15 protein-coding genes and 1 tRNA gene are annotated in these 18,485 nt (G+C 59.4%); 14 read left to right on the top strand and 2 right to left on the bottom strand.

Annotated elements, in window-relative coordinates:
* The first annotated feature begins 135 nt into the window (after positions 1 to 135).
* From HK22_RS04410 to recO, 12 genes are all read left to right on the top strand, one after another.
* On the top strand, positions 136 to 420 hold the full coding sequence (locus HK22_RS04410; RefSeq protein WP_011251684.1) for an HU family DNA-binding protein: 285 nt from the start codon (positions 136 to 138) through the stop codon (positions 418 to 420).
* A 75-nt stretch (positions 421 to 495) separates the two neighbouring features.
* Positions 496 to 570 (top strand) — tRNA-Val (locus tag HK22_RS04405).
* A 19-nt stretch (positions 571 to 589) separates the two neighbouring features.
* Positions 590 to 1,321: a biotin--[acetyl-CoA-carboxylase] ligase gene (locus HK22_RS04400; RefSeq protein WP_062109587.1), complete on the top strand. Its 732-nt coding sequence runs from the start codon at positions 590 to 592 to the stop codon at positions 1,319 to 1,321.
* Positions 1,322 to 1,337: 16 nt separating this feature from the next.
* Entirely contained in the window at positions 1,338 to 2,150 is an 813-nt protein-coding gene (locus HK22_RS04395; RefSeq protein WP_062109585.1) for a type III pantothenate kinase, read from the top strand.
* Positions 2,151 to 2,190: 40 nt separating this feature from the next.
* Positions 2,191 to 3,849, top strand: coding sequence for a ribonuclease J (locus tag HK22_RS04390; protein WP_062029683.1), 1,659 nt, complete (start codon positions 2,191 to 2,193; stop codon positions 3,847 to 3,849).
* 12 nt (positions 3,850 to 3,861) lie between these two features.
* A complete protein-coding gene (gene proS, locus HK22_RS04385) occupies positions 3,862 to 5,178 on the top strand; it encodes a proline--tRNA ligase (protein WP_062109583.1) in 1,317 nt (438 codons plus the stop codon).
* On the top strand, positions 5,178 to 6,428 hold the full coding sequence (locus HK22_RS04380) for a lipoprotein-releasing ABC transporter permease subunit (protein ID WP_062029687.1): 1,251 nt from the start codon (positions 5,178 to 5,180) through the stop codon (positions 6,426 to 6,428). Before proS ends, HK22_RS04380 begins: the two co-directional genes overlap by 1 nt.
* Positions 6,421 to 7,116 carry an ABC transporter ATP-binding protein gene (locus tag HK22_RS04375; protein ID WP_086648456.1) on the top strand — a complete coding sequence of 232 codons (696 nt, stop codon included), beginning with the start codon at positions 6,421 to 6,423 and terminating at the stop codon, positions 7,114 to 7,116. The genes HK22_RS04380 and HK22_RS04375 overlap by 8 nt, the downstream gene beginning before the upstream one ends.
* A gap of 69 nt (positions 7,117 to 7,185) precedes the next feature.
* A complete protein-coding gene (dnaE, locus tag HK22_RS04370; protein ID WP_086648455.1) occupies positions 7,186 to 10,608 on the top strand; it encodes a DNA polymerase III subunit alpha in 3,423 nt (1,140 codons plus the stop codon).
* Positions 10,609 to 10,804: 196 nt separating this feature from the next.
* A complete protein-coding gene (gene rpsB, locus HK22_RS04365; RefSeq protein ID WP_086648454.1) occupies positions 10,805 to 11,602 on the top strand; it encodes a 30S ribosomal protein S2 in 798 nt (265 codons plus the stop codon).
* Positions 11,603 to 11,703: 101 nt separating this feature from the next.
* Positions 11,704 to 12,612 carry a translation elongation factor Ts gene (tsf, locus tag HK22_RS04360; protein ID WP_062029699.1) on the top strand — a complete coding sequence of 303 codons (909 nt, stop codon included), beginning with the start codon at positions 11,704 to 11,706 and terminating at the stop codon, positions 12,610 to 12,612.
* A 129-nt stretch (positions 12,613 to 12,741) separates the two neighbouring features.
* Positions 12,742 to 13,506, top strand: coding sequence for a DNA repair protein RecO (gene recO, locus HK22_RS04355; RefSeq protein ID WP_086648453.1), 765 nt, complete (start codon positions 12,742 to 12,744; stop codon positions 13,504 to 13,506).
* Here the strand turns inward: recO and HK22_RS04350 are convergent.
* Positions 13,500 to 13,976 (bottom strand): hypothetical protein, encoded by a 477-nt coding sequence (locus tag HK22_RS04350; RefSeq protein WP_062029718.1) that lies wholly within the window; start codon positions 13,974 to 13,976, stop codon positions 13,500 to 13,502. The genes recO and HK22_RS04350 overlap by 7 nt on opposite strands.
* Here HK22_RS04350 and parC point away from each other — a divergent pair.
* Positions 13,953 to 16,163: a DNA topoisomerase IV subunit A gene (gene parC, locus HK22_RS04345; RefSeq protein ID WP_077802979.1), complete on the top strand. Its 2,211-nt coding sequence runs from the start codon at positions 13,953 to 13,955 to the stop codon at positions 16,161 to 16,163. The genes HK22_RS04350 and parC overlap by 24 nt on opposite strands.
* Before the next feature lie 18 nt (positions 16,164 to 16,181).
* Here parC and HK22_RS04340 read toward each other — a convergent pair whose 3' ends face one another.
* Complete coding sequence (locus HK22_RS04340) at positions 16,182 to 16,916, bottom strand: arginyltransferase (RefSeq protein ID WP_086648452.1); 735 nt, start codon at positions 16,914 to 16,916, stop codon at positions 16,182 to 16,184.
* 152 nt (positions 16,917 to 17,068) lie between these two features.
* Between HK22_RS04340 and cls the strand changes: the two genes are divergently transcribed.
* Complete coding sequence (cls, locus tag HK22_RS04335) at positions 17,069 to 18,481, top strand: cardiolipin synthase (protein WP_086648451.1); 1,413 nt, start codon at positions 17,069 to 17,071, stop codon at positions 18,479 to 18,481.
* Positions 18,482 to 18,485 lie beyond the last annotated feature (4 nt).

Below are 18,485 nucleotides of genomic sequence, written 5' to 3'. Positions count from 1 at the left end.
TGATCTTCTGCGATTCTGACAGTTGACGCGGGCAAAATCCGCTTCATAGTGCGGCCGCAGATCGAACAAGGCGCCTGAGCCAGAAGGGACTCACCAGAGCCCGGCTCAGGCCCTCTAACACCAGAAAGGCACATCATGGAGAAGCCCCTCAACAAGCAGGAACTGATCGCCGCCGTTGCAGACGCTGCCGATCTTCCGAAGGCCAAGGCTAGCGAAGTTGTCGATGCGGTGTTCAGCACGATCGAAGCGACGCTTGCCAAGAAGCAGGAAGTCCGTCTCGTCGGCTTCGGCAGCTTTGTGACCGCAACGCGTAAGGCTGCCAAGGGCCGCAACCCGCGTACGGGCGAAGAGATCGACATTCCGGCATCCACCTCTGTCCGCTTCAAGCCGGGCAAGGGTCTGAAGGACGCCGTGAGCTGAGAAAGCTCACAAAACGGTTCCGGGTGGCTTTACCGCCATCCGGAACCGTGTATATAGACCTCACAAACATTCTGAGGGCGATTAGCTCAGCGGTAGAGCGTCTCGTTTACACCGAGAGGGTCGGCGGTTCAATCCCGTCATCGCCCACCATCATGAATACTATGCAGCCATGAATTGGCGTTTCGAATACCATGAAACGCTCGGCTCCACTTCCGATCTGTGTAAAATTAGAGCTGAAGCTGGTGAGCCGGAATATCTGGCTGTTCAGGCTTTTTCCCAGACATCAGGGCGCGGTACACGCGGACGAACCTGGACTGATCCGGGTGGGAACCTTGCGATCTCGCTCCTGTTCCGGCCCGTTGATCCTGCGACGTTCATAGCAGCTCTTCCATTTCTTGCCGCGGTTACCTTGTACGAGACCGCCATGCATTTCTGTCCCGCAACTGTGGGGCCTACCCCTTTCATGGTGAAATGGCCAAACGACCTTTTGCTGGATGGTCGGAAGATGGCTGGTGTCCTGATTGAGACGGGAGGCCCGCAGAGCAGGCCGTGGGTTGTAGTGGGAATCGGAGCCAATCTGACGCAGGCCCCCGAGATCCCTGGTCGCAGTCTTGCGGCGCTTTCTGAAAAAACTGCCGTACCGTCTGCGAAAGCATTTGGTGAAATTCTGGTCGCGCAGATCGAGCGCTGGACCGCCATTCTGGCAAAGCAGGGGTTTGCACCGATCCGGGCGGCGTGGCTGGCCCGCGCGCACCCTGTCGGGTCGCGGCTTGCGGTTCAGGGTTGTGAAACCTATATTACAGGTTCGTTTTCAGGGCTCGACGCGCAGGGACGCCTGCTGCTGACCCTTCCCAACGGTGAAACCATTCCGGTTGTAACCGGCGATATCCTGCTGGACTGAAGGACCGGACCGCAACGTGCTTCTCGTCATTGATGCTGGAAACACCAACATCGTGTTCGCTGTACACGACGGGAAGTCGTGGCTCGGGCAATGGCGAATCTCGACGAATGAAGCACGGACAGCGGATGAATATGCGGCGTGGCTTCTGACGCTTTTTGACCGGGTAGGTCTGGATGCCTCAAAGGTCAGCCGCGCCATCATCGGGACCGTTGTTCCCGTTGCCCTGTATGAACTCCGTCGGTTCTGTCGTGAATGGCTGGATGTCGTGCCTCTTGTCGCCAATGCAAGGCTGGACTGGGGGATCGACGTTCTTGTGGAAAATCCGAACGAATTGGGTGCCGACCGGCGCCTGAACGGTCTGGCAGGACGTGAAATTTATGGCACGCCTCTGATCGTTGTTGATTTTGGCACTGCGACGACGTTCGATGTGGTCAATACGGCAGGCCAGTTCTGTGGGGGCGCTATTGCTCCGGGTGTGAACCTGTCGATTGATGCGCTGCATCGTGCTGCGGCGCGACTGCCACGTATGAGCATCGGACGTCCTTCAACGGCGATTGGCCGCAACACGAGCGTTGCGATGCGCTCTGGTCTGTTCTGGGGCTATGTCGGCCTGGTTGAAGGATTGATCCATCGTATTTCCGATGAAATGGACGCAAAACCGACTGTGATCGCAACGGGCGGTCTGGCTCCACTGTTCTCTGAGGGAACGCCGCTTTTTGATGTGCTGGCGCCTGATCTGACACTGGATGGCCTGCGCCTTCTGGCGGACCGCAATACGGGTCCGCCCCTTTCCTATTCCCCTGAGCGCCCACAGGGCGCCGGGCAATGACTCTCGCTTTGATTTTATATCGTATCTGTAAGGAACAATCATGACGGAAAAACCGGACGGTCTGTCTTTCCTGCCCTTGGGCGGGACGGGCGAGATCGGCATGAATTTCAATCTCTACTGCCTCACGAAGAACGGTCGCGACACCTGGCTTGCCATTGACTGCGGTATCGGGTTTTCGGGCAACGACACACCTGAAGCCGAAGTGCTGATGCCGGACCCGACTTTTATTGCGGATCGCGCGCGGGACCTGTGTGGTCTGGTGATTACGCATGCGCATGAAGACCATCTGGGTGCGGTGGCGCATCTGTGGCCGTATCTGCGTTGCCCGGTTTACGCAACGCCGTTCGCGGCTGCCGTTCTGCGGCGTAAGTTGCAGGAAGCGCATCTGAACAACCAGGTGAAGATCCACGTCATCCGTCCGGCTTCGCGCTTTGAGGTGGGGCCGTTCGATCTTCAGTTCGTTTCCGTGACTCATTCCGTCGCCGAGGCGCAGGCGGTGGCACTGCGAACGCCGCATGGCCTGATCGTGCATACGGGTGACTGGAAGCTGGACGAGAACCCGCTGGTTGGCCCGGTGACGGATCTCGAAACGTTCGGCAAGCTGGGTGACGAAGGCGTTCTGGCTATGGTCGGCGACAGCACCAATGTGCTCAAGCCGGGTAAGTCTGAATCCGAAGCAGACGTCCGCAAGGGCCTGACGGATCTGATCATGGGGCTGGAAGGCCGCATTGCCGTGACGTGCTTTGCCAGTAACGTGGCGCGCGTCGAGAGCATCGCCAAGGCGGCCCAGGCTTCGGGACGTGTAGTCATGATCGTCGGCCGTTCGCTGCGCAACCTTGAGACGGCGGCGCGTGAGTGCGGTTATTTTCAGGACCTGCCACCATTCCTGACCGAGCAGGATGCGCGGGACGTGGATGATGATAGCCTGCTGATGATCATCACGGGCAGTCAGGGTGAGCCGCGCTCGGCCCTGTCTCGGATTGCGTCCGACACGCATCCGAACATCGCTCTCGGCGAAGGCGACACGGTGATTTACAGCTCGCGGATGATCCCGGGCAACGAACAGGCCGTCATGGCCGTGCAGGACAATCTGTCGCGTCGTGGCGTGACAGTCCTGACGGACAAGGATGCGAAGGTCCACACGTCCGGTCATGCGACCAGCGAAGATATCCGCACGCTCTATCGGATCGTTCGTCCGAAATACAGCATCCCGACCCATGGCGAATGGCGTCACCTGACGGCCCATGCCGCACTGGCGCATGAAATGGGTTCCGAGCCGATCCTGCTGGAAGATGGCGATATCCTGAACCTTTCACCGGGCGAGGTGAAGGTTGTTGATACGGCGCCGACGGGCCGTCTGGCCCTGGACGGTGGTCGCCTGCTGCCCATGACGGGCGGTGTTCTGGCAGCGCGTCGCAAGATGCTGTTCAACGGCATCGTGCTGGCCAGCTTTGCCGTCGACGATGAAGGTTATGTCATTGGCGAGCCGAAGATCAGTGCACCGGGTCTTCTGGAATCCGACGATCCCGAAAGCATCCGGATCCAGGAGGAATTTGCCGACTCCATCGACCAGATCCCCGACGAACTGCGTCAGGACGACGCAGCCTTCCGGGATGCGGCCAAAACGGCCCTGCGTCGTGCTCTGGGGCGCAAGCTTCAGAAGCGTCCGCTTGTCGATGTTCATCTGCTGCGCGTCTGAGAGAAGTAACACATGCGTTTGACGAAAGCCTTTCAGCCGACGCTGAAGGAAGTTCCGGCCGAGGCGCAGATCGCGTCTCATCGCCTGATGCTGCGGGCTGGCCTTGTGCGCCAGACCTCTTCAGGCATCTATGCCTGGCTGCCGGCAGGCTTGCGGGTTCTGCGCAATATCGAGCAGATCGTCCGCGAAGAGCAGGATGCTATCGGTGCACAGGAAGTCCTGATGCCGACGCTGCAGTCCGCTGATCTGTGGCGCCGCTCGGGGCGTTATGACGCTTATGGTCCGGAAATGCTCCGGGTTCAGGACCGTCATGGCCGTGATCTTCTGTACGGGCCGACGAACGAGGAAATGATCACGGACATCTTCGGAGCGTCCGTGAAGTCCTACAAGGATCTGCCCAAGGCGCTTTATCACATCCAGTGGAAGTTCCGTGACGAGGTGCGGCCCCGTTTCGGTGTGATGCGTGGGCGCGAATTCCTGATGAAGGACGCCTATTCCTTCGATGCGTCTTATGAAGGTGCCGTCGCCAGCTATCGCCGGATGATGCTGTCCTATCTGCGCATCTTCCAGCGTCTGGGGGTTCGGGCCGTGCCGATGGTGGCCGATACGGGGCCGATCGGCGGCGACCTGAGCCATGAGTTCCTCGTTCTGGCACCCACGGGCGAGAGCGGCGTGTTTTTTGATGCAGCGCTTGAAGAACAGGACTGGCTGGGCCGTCCGGTTGATTGTGACGACGCTGAAAGCCTCGCCACGTTCTTCTCGACCGTCACCGATCATTATGCGGCAACGGATGAAAAGCACGACGAGGCCGAATGGGCCAAGGTCCCGGACGAGCGCAAGCGCGAAGGCCGCGGGATCGAAGTCGGCCATATCTTCTATTTCGGGACGAAATATACCGCGTCCATGGGGATCGAAGTGAGTGGTCAGGACGGCGCCCCGTTCCACCCGCACATGGGTTCCTACGGTGTGGGCGTGTCGCGTCTGGTCGGCGCGATCATTGAGGCGTCGCATGATGACGCAGGCATTATCTGGCCTGCATCGGTCGCGCCCTATCGGGCCGCGATCCTGAATCTGCGTCAGGGCGATGAGGCCTGCGATGCGATCTGTGACGGCATCTACGGCACCGATCCCGAGAACCTGCTGTATGATGACCGCTCCGAACGTGCGGGCGTGAAGTTCAACGATGCGGATCTGATGGGACATCCCTGGCAGATCATCGTTGGCCCGCGTGGGGCCAAAGAAGGCAAGGTCGAACTCAAGCAGCGCGCCACGGGCGAGCGGTTTGAACTGTCGGTCGAGGATGCTCTGGCCAAAATCGGAGCCGCCTGATGTTCGGCCGCTTCGAGCGCATGGTGGCGGGACGGTATCTCCGTGCCCGCCGTGGCGAGCGTTTCGCCTCGATCATCGCCATTTTCTCCCTGATCGGGATAGCGCTCGGAGTGGCGACGCTCATCATCGTCATGTCGGTGATGAACGGGTTCAAGGCCGATCTGATGGGGCGCATCCTCGGGCTACACGGGGATCTGACAGTGTATGGTTACGGGCGTCCTATCGAGGTTTACGAAAACGACGTGGCCGCCATCCGGCAGGTTCCGGGTGTAAAATCCGTCATCCCCATGGCGCAGGGTACTGTTCTGGTAGAAGCGGGACGCTTCTCGTCCGGAGCGGAAATGCAGGGAGTCTCCCAGCAGTCGCTCCGGGACTGGACGGCGCTGAGCAGCGGGATCATTGCGGGAAGCCTGAACAATTTCACGGGTGACGATGCGGTTGCGATCGGCACGACGATGGCTGATCGGGCCGGGCTGTCGATCGGTTCTCCGATCACGCTTCTGTCGCCAGACGGGCAGGCCACGCCGTTCGGAACAATGCCACGGGTCAAAACCTATCATGTGGCCGTCATTTTCGACGCGAACTGGAACGATTACAATTCCAGCATCGTCCTGATGCCGCTGCCTGCCGCACAGAAATTCCTGATGCTGGGATCTTCGGCTGTTTCTCTCATTCAGGTTTCGACGGATGATCCGTCCAATGTCCAGCCGACGCGCAAGGCGATTGCCGAGCGTCTGGAAGATCCGCGCCTGCGGGTACTGGACTGGACCCAGAGCGCCAACGGTTTTCTGGATGCGGTGACGGTCGAGCAGAACGTCATGTTCCTGATCCTGACGCTCATCATTCTGGTGGCAGCATTCAACGTGATTTCGTCTCTCATCATGATGGTCAAGGACAAGACGCGGGATATCGCGGTGCTGCGGACGCTTGGAGCGAGCCGGGGTGCCATCATGCGGATTTTCCTCATGTGCGGTGCGTCTGTCGGGATTGTGGGAACCGTGGCGGGTTCTGCGCTGGGGATTGCTTTTGCGCTGAACATCGAACGGATCCGGCAGTGGCTTCAGTCGCTGACCGGAACTAACCTGTTCAACCCGGAAGTTTATTTTCTGGAGCGTCTGCCTGCGAAACTGGTGTGGTCTCAGGTGTGGGAAGTGATCGGAATGTCTCTGGCTCTCTCGCTTCTGGCGACGCTCTATCCGTCCTGGCGCGCGGCCAGAACCGATCCGATCGAGGCCCTGCGTCATGAATGAGCATTCCGTCGGGGCAAGTGCCCTGCGTCTTGAAGGTCTGAAGCGCCGTTTCCGGTCGGGTGAAGAGACGCTTGAAATCCTGAGCGGTGCCGAGTTCGACTTGCGGGCTGGTGAGATTGTGGCTCTGGTGGCACCGAGTGGTACCGGAAAGTCCACGCTTCTGCACCTTGCAGGTCTGCTGGAAGCGCCGTCAGAAGGTATGGTTTTCGTGGCGGATCGTCCGGCAAGCGGATTGAGCGATACATTGCGAACGGCGATCCGTCGGGACCAGATCGGGTTCGTGTATCAGTTCCATCACCTTCTGGGTGAGTTCACGGCCTGCGAAAACGTCATGCTCCCGCAGCTTATTGCGGGCGTTTCCCCCCGAAAAGCACGTGAACGTGCCAAAGACCTTCTCGGACGGTTTGGCCTCTCCCATCGCCTTGAGTCGCTGCCCGGTCGTCTGTCCGGCGGAGAGCAGCAGCGGACCGCGATTGCGCGTGCTCTGGCCAATCGGCCCAAGCTTCTTCTGGCGGACGAACCGACAGGTAATCTGGATATCGGAACCGCCGATCATGTGTTTGGGGAGCTCCTGCGCGTTGTGCGGGAAGAGGGCGCAGCGGCGCTGATTGCCACGCATAACGACGAACTGGCCTCACGTATGGACCGGACAGTGACATTGCGGGACGGAAAACTGGTTTCGCTGTAGGGCGCTGAATCGGAGCGGCAGGTCTCAAAAACCCCTGCATCTGATGCCCGTCCCTGATAGACTTGTGGCATGTCTCATACCGATTTTGTTCATCTCAGAAACCACTCTGCCTATTCCCTGAGTCAGGGCGCAATCCGGATTCCGGAACTTGTGAGTCTGGCCGCCAAAAACGCAATGCCAGCCGTGGCCCTTACGGATAGCGGCAATCTTTTCGGAGCGCTGGAATTCTCGCTCTACTGTCGGAGCAATGGGGTGCAGCCGATCGTGGGCTGTCAGATTTCGCTTCCAGCGCGCTCGACCAAACCCGGAGCCGTTTCAGAACCCTTGGTCATTCTGGCACGGAATGAGGAAGGGCTCGCAAATCTTCAGATCCTGTCTTCCGAAGGGTTTCTGAACGGCGATCCTGCAGATCCTTCCATTGCGGTCGAATTTCTCTGCCAGCATGCGGCGGGGCTGTTTCTGCTGACGGGCGGCAATCGCGGTCCGATCAACAGACTGATTCTTGAAGAACAGAAGTCTGAGGCAAAGGCGCTTCTGGCACGGCTGGAAGAGGCTTTCCGGGGAAATATCGCGGTCGAACTGAACCGGCTTGGAGAGGCTGGAGAACAGGAAGTCGAGAGCGTTCTGATCCCGATGGCGGATGAGATGAACATTCCTCTGGTGGCGACCAATGAATGCTTTTTTCCCAAGCCTGAAATGCATGAGGCCCATGACGCTCTTCTCTGCATCGCACAGGGGCGGACCATTGCTGAAGATGATCGCTGGCATGTGTCTCCGCAGGCCTGGTTCAAGACCCCGGCGGAGATGCGGGCTGTCTTTCATGATCTGCCGGAAGCCTGCGACAATACGCTGATCATTGCCCGGAAATGCGCTGTGGCTGCCTGTACGCGCAAGCCGCTTCTGCCAATCTGCCCGAAGGTTCGGGAAGGCTCGACGGAAGAAGAGACTCTGCGGGCCATGGCCTGGGAAGGGCTCGAAAAGCGTCTTGAAGCAGTGAGTGCGGATGAAGAAAAGCGCAGGCTTTATTCCGAACGTCTTCAGATTGAACTCGATATTATCGCAGGGATGGGGTTCCCCGGTTACTTCCTGATCGTTGCCGACTTCATTCAGTGGGCGAAAGCGCACGATATTCCGGTTGGTCCGGGGCGTGGATCAGGCGCAGGGTCGCTTGTGGCCTATGCTCTGACGATTACGGATATCGATCCCATTCCGTTCGGGCTGCTGTTCGAAAGGTTTCTGAACCCCGAACGTGTCTCGATGCCGGATTTCGATATCGATTTCTGTCAGGACCGTCGCGACGAGGTGATCCGTTATGTGCGCGAGGAATACGGAGGAAGTCGTGTGGCGCAGATCATCACGTTCGGTAAGCTTCAGGCCAAGGCGGCGGTTCGGGACGTGGGCCGTGTTCTGGGATTGCCTTATGGCATGGTCAACCGTGTTGCCGAACTGATCCCGAACAATCCCGCCAAGCCCGTGTCGCTCTCGGACGCGATTGATGGAGAGCCACGGCTTCAGGAAATGCGCGACAGTGATGAGTCGCTCAAGCGTCTCATGGAAATCGCGTTGCAACTCGAAGGGCTGTACCGTCATGCCTCCACCCATGCTGCGGGTGTGGTGATCGGTGATCGGGAACTGGTGGAACTTGTCCCACTGTACCGCGACCCGAAGAGCGACATGCTCGTTACGCAGTACAACATGAAATATGTCGAGCAGGCCGGTCTGGTAAAGTTCGACTTTCTTGGTTTGACGACACTTACGATCCTCAAACGTGGCCTGGATTTCCTTAAAGAACAGGGCATTACAGTCGATCTCTCACGCATTCCACTGGATGATGCCAAAACCTTCGAAATGCTGGCCAAAGGCGATACGGCCGGCGTGTTCCAGTTCGAAGGCGCAGGCATGCGGGACATGCTCAAGCAGATGGCGGCCAGCAGGCTCGAAGATCTGATTGCGGGTGTGTCGCTGTATCGTCCGGGGCCAATGGCCAATATTCCGGATTACTGCCGTCGCAAACATGGAGAGCACTGGGAGCCCCCGCACGAGGAAATCCGCGATATTCTTGAAGAGACCTATGGCATCATGGTCTATCAGGAACAGGTCATGCAGATCGCGCAGAAGATGGCTGGCTACAGTTTAGGTGGCGCTGATCTGCTGCGGCGTGCGATGGGCAAGAAGATTGCCTCTGAAATGGAAAAGCAGCGCGCGATCTTTACCGAAGGTGCAACGGCGCGAGGAATTCCGCAGGATAAAGCCGTCGAAGTCTTTGATCTTATGGCTCGTTTTGCCGATTATGGCTTTAACAAGTCGCATGCGGCTGCTTATGCACTGGTATCCTATCAGACGGCCTGGATGAAAGCGAACCATCCTGTAGCGTTTCTTGCGGGTTGTATGTCTCTGGCTCGGGAAAAGACGGATAAACTGGCGGCGCTGTGTCAGGAAGCGCGCCGGATGAAAATTCCCGTGTTACCCGTTGATATTAATAAATCTATGTCGGATTTCTCCATCGAGATGCTGGAGGACGGACAGCAGGGTATTCGCTATGCGCTTTCCGCGATCAAGCGTGTGGGAGCCGCGGCGATGGAAAGCGTTGTTGCTTCGCGCGGGGATCGTCCGTTTCAGGATCTGACGGATTTTTCGGAGCGCTGTGATCCCCGGAGCCTGAACAAGATCCAGATCGAAAGTCTTGCAAAAGCAGGGGCTTTCGACAGTCTTCTTAAAGACAGACATACTGTTTTTGCCAGTGCGGACATTCTTCTGAGGCGCGCGCAGGCGCGTGCGCAGGAAGAAAAAATGGGCCAGACCGGACTTTTTGGTGGAGCGGGACAGGAGCGCGAGATCCTGCGACTGAACGAAGGTCGCCCGTGGCCGGATTTCGAGCGTCTTTCGCTTGAGGCTTCGGCTATCGGTTTTCACATGAGTGCCCATCCGCTGGATGCCTATCGCAGCGTGTTGCGCAGGCTTGGGGTTACCCCATCTAACGCTCTGGAAAATGCTGCAAAAACAGGCACTACCCGTGTCAAAATCGCAGGGTGTGTTGTAGATCGTAAGGAGCGTCCAACCCGGACGGGCAAGAAGATGGCCTGGGTCAATCTGTCTGATAGCGGCGGAGGATGTGAGGTCACGCTCTTCTCGGAAACGCTGATTTCCTGCCGCGATCTGCTGGTGGCCGGACAGGCCATTCTGGTGAATGCCGAACTCAAGATTGACGGGGATGCGCTGCGGATTACGGCTCAGAGCGTCATTGATCTCGAGGCTGCGGCCGCTGCAGAGCGTTCTGAAATCCGGGTCTGGCTGAAGCAGGAAAGCGCTCTGTCCGAGCTCACGGTTCTTCTCGAAGATGTTCAGGGCGGCTTTGGCCGGGTGAAACTCCTGCCGTCCGTTGAGGAGACGCAGGACGTGGAAATCTCCATTCCTGGGCTGTATCGCGTGACCCCCCGGCTGGCGGAACGACTACGGACAATCCGGGGCGTCGAAAAGGCGCAACAGGTCTGATCCCGTGTGCGGATACTGTGTGAAATCCTGCGGACAGACCTTGCGTCCGCAAGGATTTTCCGTCATATCGCGACCGTTCTTCATCGGGATCTCTCGATGGGAACAATCCGCACGCATGGCTCTCGGGTTTTCTGGTGTCCTGATTTTAAGGACGTTGCCATGCGGAGGTTCAACCAGACGCAAGGAATTCTGAATCATGGCAATGCCTGATTTCACCATGCGCCAGCTGCTCGAAGCCGGCGTTCATTTCGGTCACCACACCCGTCGCTGGAACCCGGCCATGGCGCCGTACCTGTTCGGTGTGCGCAACCAGGTTCATATCATTGACCTGCAGCAGACGGTCCCGATGCTGGACCGCGCCCTGAAGGTTGTTCGTGACACCGTTGCAAACGGCGGTCGCGTCCTGTTCGTTGGCACCAAGCGCGCTGCGGCTGACCATGTTGCTGAAGCTGCACAGCGTTGCGGCCAGTACTATGTCAATCATCGCTGGCTCGGCGGTATGTTGACCAACTGGAAGACCATCACGGGTTCCATCAAGCGTCTGCGCCAGATCGACGAAATGCTCTCTGGTGGCACGGCTGGTCTGACGAAGAAGGAAGTTCTCGACATCACGCGTGACCGCGAGAAGCTCGAGCGTTCCCTCGGCGGCATCAAGGAAATGGGCGGCCTGCCTGACCTGCTGTTCGTGATCGACACGAACAAGGAAAAGCTGGCGATTGAAGAAGCCACGAAGCTTGGCATTCCGGTCATCGGCGTTCTGGACAGCAACTCCAACCCTGCCGGCGTGACCTATCCAATCCCGGGTAACGATGACGCCATCCGCGCCATCACCCTGTATTGCGATCTGGTTTCCGGCGCGGTTCTCGACGGCATTTCCGCCGAGATGGCTGCTTCGGGTCAGGATATCGGTGCTGCCGAGGAACTGCCGGCTGAGACGGCTGTTCTGGAAACCGCCGCTGCTGAAGGCGCAGAAGCTCCCGCTTCCGCAGGCTGAACAGACTGCCGGGGTCCGGTCATGGAAAACGGCAACTGAAACATGGCATGCGGCCGGGCGAGTTCGTCCGGCCGCATGATCTTTTTTGAGGGATGAGATAAATGGCAGAAATCACAGCAGCCCTGGTTCGCGAACTGCGCGAAGCCACTGGCGCAGGCATGATGGATTGCAAGAAGGCCCTGACGGAAGCTGCCGGCGACATGGACGCCGCCATCGACTGGCTGCGCACGAAGGGTCTGTCCCAGGCTGCAAAGAAGTCCGGTCGCACGACGGCTGAAGGTCTGGTTGGCGTTGTGTCCGCCAAGAACCGCGCCGCCATGGTTGAAGTCAACGCCGAGACGGACTTTGTTGGCCGTAACGAAGCCTTCCAGGCATTCGTCGAGCAGGTTGCTCATGTTGCGCTCGAAGTCGGTGACGATCTGGACACCATCAAGGCTGCAAAGGTTCCGTCCGGCCGTACGGTTGCTGACGAACTGACACACCTGATCGCCACGATCGGCGAGAACATGGCCATCCGTCGGGCCAAGGTCCTGTCGGTCGAGTCCGGCGTTGTTGCCAGCTATGTCCACAGCGCACTGCGCCCGGGCATTGGCAAGATCGGCGTTCTCGCCGCTCTGGAAGCTCCGTCCGAGTCCGATGCGCTGCTGACGCTGGGTCGCCAGATTGGCATGCATGTTGCGGCAACCCGTCCGGCTGCCCTGAACGTTGCCAGCGTCGATCCGGAGTCCCTGGAGCGCGAGCGCGCTGTTCTGATCGAGCAGGCCCGTGAGTCCGGCAAGCCGGAAGCCATCATCGAGAAGATGGTCGAAGGCCGTATCCGCAAGTTCTATGAAGAAGTCGTTCTTCTGGAGCAGGTGTGGGTGCTGGACGGCGAGAGCCGCGTGTCCAAGGTCGTCGAAAAGGCTGGCGCAAAGCTGGCCGGTTTCGAGCGCTTCCAGCTCGGTGAAGGCATCGAGAAGGAAGAGAACGACTTCGCTGCCGAAGTCGCTGCTGCCGCTGGCACCAAGTAAGGTTTTCCGTTTCTGCCCTGAGCCGGGTCTGTCTGGTTCAGGTTGGAGGTGAAAGTCTGTAGAAAGGCCCCTGTGCGCTTTGGCGTACGGGGGCTTTTTTCGTTTTTGGCCGTTTTGGAAGGATCAGGGATGGAATGGGAAGCGGCGGCGCTGGTTCTGTCGGTCCGGCCTTATGGCGAGGGCAGTGCACTGGTCCATCTGTTCAGCGAGGAGCAGGGCGTCTCGCATGGAATGGTGAGGGGCGGTGCTTCGCGTCGGCAGGCATCCCTGTGGCAGACGGGCAATCTGGTTATGGCGCGTTGGCGGGCGCGGCTGGCGGATCAACTCGGCACATTAACAGCCGAGCCTGTGCAATGTGTGGCAGGGCGTATTCTGGATGCACCGCTACAGCTTGAGATGGTGAGCAGTGCGTGCGCACTGGTGGACGGAGCCTTGCCACAGGGCGAGGCGCATCCGGAACTGTTCATGCGGCTGGTGCGGCTTCTGACGCTGATCAGTGTAGCCCCGGAACCGGCCCCAATGGGCGCCTATCTGCGCTGGGAAAGCCAGCTTCTGACCGGGCTCGGTTATGGACTGGATCTTTCGGACTGTGCGGTGACAGGTTCGGCGGACGATCTGGTGTATGTGTCGCCACGCTCTGGTCACGCCGTAAGTCGGAATGCCGCAGGAGAGTGGCGGGACCGTTTGTTGCTGTTGCCGGCGTTGATGATGGATGAGGCCGATGACGGGACGCCTGAAGACTGGAAAAACGGTCTTGCGCTGACAGGGCATTTCCTGTCGCGCTGGGTCTTCGGTGTGCGGCATCAGCCCCTGCCGGCAGCGCGGGAGAGGCTGGTCGATTATGTGCAGCGGCTTCAGATTGGTCCGGATAATGCCGCGGACCCGGCTCAGTAGGAAACGTGGCTGGGGCCGGGACGCAGGCCGCTGACGACATCCACGTCGGCCGTACTCGCCCAGACGGACCAGTCCCAGCCAGGATGTTGATTAATCTCGGCTGTCATGCGCTGTTCCTGCGCAAGGTCGACCGGATGGCTGGCTCTGTAGGCAGCATAGGCGCTTTTGTCGCCCATATAGACGCAGCCACACGCGATGGGGTCGGCGTAGAGCAGGACCGGCTGTCCGTTCTGCATGCGATAGGCCAGCGTGTCGGGGGGCAGGAGGTTCATCATCGCCCAGCGTGCCGTCGTGTCGGCCGGGTGCGCCGTAAACCCTGCCAGTGCGAGAGACATCTCGGCTTTCTGGATCGGACGGTATGGTGAGCAGGCGGCCATACCGATGAGGAGAGCGCTGGACAGAAGAGCATGCCAGTGTCTAAGTCCTGCACGAAAGAGGGGAGAAGCATGGGAACGGATCTGGCGGGTCATATCGAGGATACCAAGCTCGCTGAGGCTCTGAGCGAGCGATATATTGCGTATGCGATGTCGACAATCATGTCGCGTTCCCTTCCGGACGTGCGTGATGGCCTGAAGCCGGTCCACCGCCGCCTCCTTTATGCGATGCAGCAGTTACGCCTTGATCCCACATCAGGGTTTAAAAAGTGTGCACGTGTCGTCGGTGACGTGATTGGTAAATTCCATCCGCATGGCGATGCGTCCGTATACGAGGCGCTGGTGCGTCTGGCGCAGGATTTTGCGGTCCGATACCCGCTGGTCGAGGGTCAGGGCAATTTCGGCTCCATCGACGGTGATGGCGCGGCAGCCATGCGATACACGGAAAGCCGCCTGACGGAAGTCGCACAGGCGCTGCTGGACGGCATTCAGGACGATGCGGTCGATTTCCGCGCGACATACGACAACGAAGATCATGAACCGATCGTGCTGCCGGGGACGTTCCCGAATCTGCTGGCCAATGGTGCCGCAGGCATTGCCGTTGGTATGGCCACGAGCATTCCGCCTCATAATGCCGCTGAAATCTGCCGGGCCGCGAAGCTTCTGATTGAAAAGCCAGATGTGACGATCGCCGAGCTGGTGGATCTGATGCCGGGGCCGGATTTCCCCACGGGTGGCATTCTGGTGGAAGAGCGCGACTCCATTATCCGCTCTTATGAAACAGGACGCGGGAGTTTCCGGACCCGCGCGCGCTGGGAAGTCGAACAGGGACGTTTCGGCACCTGGATGATTATTGTCACCGAGATCCCGTATCAGGTGCAGAAATCGCGCCTGATCGAACAGATCGCGGACCTGATGGAGCAGCGTAAACTGCCGCTTCTGGGCGATGTGCGGGACGAGAGCACGACCGATATCCGCCTCGTATTGGAGCCCAAGACCAAAGGTGTCGAGCCCGAAGTCCTGATGGAGACGTTGTTCCGCAACACGGCGCTTGAGAACCGTTTCAGTCTGAACATGAATGTTCTGGGCGGTGATCGCGTTCCGGGTGTGTTGTCTCTGAAAGAGGTTCTGCGGGCGTGGCTGGACCATGTGCACGAAGTGCTGGTGCGGCGGTCGAACCATCGTCTGGCGGCGGTGCTGCGACGGCTGGAAATCCTTGAAGGTTTCCTTGCGGTTTATCTGAACCTTGACGAGGTCATCCGCATTATCCGCGAGGAAGACGAGCCCAAGGTCAGCTTGATGGCAACGTTCAGCCTGACGGATGTTCAGGCCGAGGCCGTGCTGAACATGCGCCTGCGTTCACTGCGGCGGCTTGAGGAAATGGAAATCCGGCGGGAGCGGGACAAGCTCGCCGACGAGCAGAAGGCGCTTGAAACGCTGCTGGGTTCGGAGCGTCGGCGCTGGACCCGGATCTGCAAGGATCTGGATGGCACCATCAAGAAGTTCGGCTCCGGCCCGCTTGGGGACCGGCGTACGCTGATTGCGGCAGCCCCGGAACCGGTGGATATTTCGGCGGCTCTGGAGATCGACCGTGAGCCCCTGACGGTTCTGCTGTCCCGCGAGGGGTGGATCCGGGCCATGAAGGGCCACGGTCTCGACCCGCAGGGACATCGCTTCAAGGAAGGCGACGAGGCCTGGCTTTCTGTGGAATGTCAGAGCACGGACAGGCTGTGCCTGATTTCCAGCAGCGGTAAGGCTTTTACGATCAAGGCGGCCGATCTGCCGCGCGGGCGTGGCTTCGGGCAGCCGTTCCGGACCGTGGTTGACGTGCCGCAGGAAGACCGGATTGTGACCCTGTTCCCCGTTTCGGACGAGGGGCGCCGCCTGATCGCATCCGTATCAGGGCGTGGGATGATCGTGTCCGAAGCAGGCCTCGTGGCGGAAAAGCGGACGGGCAAGCAGGTCTTCAACGTCAAGGACGGTGATGAGGTTTTTGCCTGTATCCCGGTCAGTGGCACGCATGTCCTGACGCTGGGGCAGAACAAGCGGGCGCTGATCTTCCCGCTGGAACAGGTTCCGGAAATGACCCGTGGAGGCGGTGTCGCGTTCCAGAAACTGGGTGACAGCACGCTGCGTGACATGCGGACCCTGACACTGTCCGAGGGTCTGTTGTGGCAGGAAGGCCAGCGGGTCCGGCCGACCGCAGATCTGACACCGCTTGAAGGCCGCCGTGGCGCCGTGGGCCGCGCTGCGCCCCAATGGATGCTGCGGAACAAAGGCTGAAAATGAACCGGGGCCTGCTCAGGCCGGGAGTGTCCCGGCCAGCAGGCCCCCCAACAGGCTCCAGTGACCGTCACGAAAAACTTCGGCTGGCCCGAAGGCGGCTTTGTAGGCCATCTTTGGGCTGCCGGGGACGTAATAGCCCAGATACAGGTGTTCCAGCCCCATCCGGGCGGTCTGTTCGATCAGCCACAGGATCGAAAACGTCCCCCACGACGCCGTCAGATCGTTGACGTCATAGAACGTGTACACTGCAGACAGTCCGTCCGAGAGACGGTCAATCAGGCTGACACAGACAAGCGTGCCATCCGGACGACGGAACTCGGCCAGAAACGTTTCGACCGGCGTGTTGGCGATCAGCTCGGCATAATCGCGCCAGCACATATGGGCCATGTCGCCATCAGGATGGCGGACGGCCTGATACATCTCGAACAGGCGGAACTGCTCGTCCGTGGGAACCGGAGGCACCATGTTGGCAATAAGATCAGCGTGGCGGCTGCGGATTTTTTTCTGGGTCCGGGTCGGGGCGAACGTTGCGGCCGGAATGCGCATGGGCGTACAGGCGCGGCAACCCACACACACCGGCGCGTAGGCGATGGCATGGCTGCGGCGGAAGCCGGCCTGTGACAGACGGTTATGCAGAGCAACGGCGTCGGGGCCAGCCAGCTCGGTCAGAACCTTGCGTTCTGTGCGGTCGGGCAGGTAGGGGCATGGGGCCGGAGCCGTCGTGTAGAAGAGCTGTGGGCGGTGCTGCATAAGACGCTCTCCTTTTCAGATGACGGGCTGAAAGATGATCCTATCGCAAGGACGGGGGCTGGCGCATCCATCATCTTTGCGAAAGGATGACGAAAGACTATCCGCACGGCGGTCGCTCGTGCTTCGTTCGGGCGTCCATAACAGGGAAATTTATGCTGCACTGGACTGTTTTCCATATTCTTGTGCAGATCCTGCGCTGGGCTCTTCCTCTTTTGGTGACGGTTCATGCACTCGTGCACAAGCGGAACACGGCGTCCTGCACAGGATGGATCGGCATCTGCTGGATCGCGCCGTTTCTGGGTACGGTTCTCTATCTGATGTTCGGCATCAATCGCGTCCGACGCCGGGCGCAGAAAATGGTCAACCGTCACCTGTGGGAGGGGCGCGACCCGCTGGCGCAGTACCGGCAGAGCGTGGATGGCACTCTGGCGCCACTTTCAAAAATGCTGGGACGTCTGACGGAACGGCCCCTGATGCGGGGCAACTCCATCACCTGCCTGCATGACGGAGATAACGCCTATCCCGTGATGCTGGAGGCGATCGGGCAGGCGAAGACGTCGATCATCTTGTGTTCCTATATTTTCCGCGATGACAAGGTCGGCCAGCGTTTTGCGGAGGCGCTGGTAGCGGCCAGACGGCGCGGCGTCGAGGTCAGGGTTCTGGTGGATGGGATCGGGAGCGGGTATTTCCGATGCGGTATCGAGCGCCGCCTTCGGCGTGAGGGGGTTGCCTGCGCGCGCTTCATGCATTCGGTCTGGCCCTGGCGCATGCCGTTCATCAACCTGCGCAACCACCGCAAAATCCTCGTGGTGGACGGTACGGTCGGCTTCATGGGCGGACTGAACATCGGCGAAGAAAACATGCTCCGCCTGCGGACGAAACTGCCGGTGGCGGATACGCATTTCCGTCTTCAGGGGCCGATCGTGCATCAGCTTGCAGTTGCCTTCGCGTGGGACTGGTCATTTACGACGGGCGAAGAACTTCAGGGCGAGCGTTATCTGCCTGAACCGTTACCGCAGGGAGACGTCCCCATGCGAATTGTCACCTCCGGGCCAGATACGGATCTGGAAAAGATCGAATACGGGATGTTGCAGGCTTTCTCACTGGCGCGGAGCCATATCTGGGTGATGACGCCCTATTTCCTGCCGGACGACCGCTTCTCGACGGAGCTTGTTCTTGCCGCTCTTCGGGGCGTGGTGATTGATATTGTCGTGCCGAAAAGCAGCAATCACGCCCTGATAGATTATGCACGGGACGCCAATCTGCGGCAGTTTTTGGATGCAGGGTGCCGGGTCTGGATGGCGGATCCGCCGTTCAATCATTCCAAGCTGATGGTCGTGGATGATGAATGGAGCTTCGTCGGGAGCGCGAATATCGACATGCGTTCCCTGCGGCTGAACTTCGAGATCAATCTGGAAATCTATGACCGGGACGTGGCGAAAGACCTGGCCACATTCATGGAAACGCATCGTCGTAACCGGCTGACCCATCATGATCTGGATAGCAAGCCCTTCCTCATCCGGATGCGTAATAATGCCGTCAGGCTTTTGCTGCCGTACCTCTAAGAGA

This window comes from Gluconobacter sp. DsW_056 (assembly GCF_002153595.1).
Classification (GTDB): Bacteria; Pseudomonadota; Alphaproteobacteria; order Acetobacterales; family Acetobacteraceae; genus Gluconobacter; species Gluconobacter albidus.
Note: the sequence above shows the minus strand (reverse complement) of the source record. Positions and strands in the feature narration are given on the sequence as shown.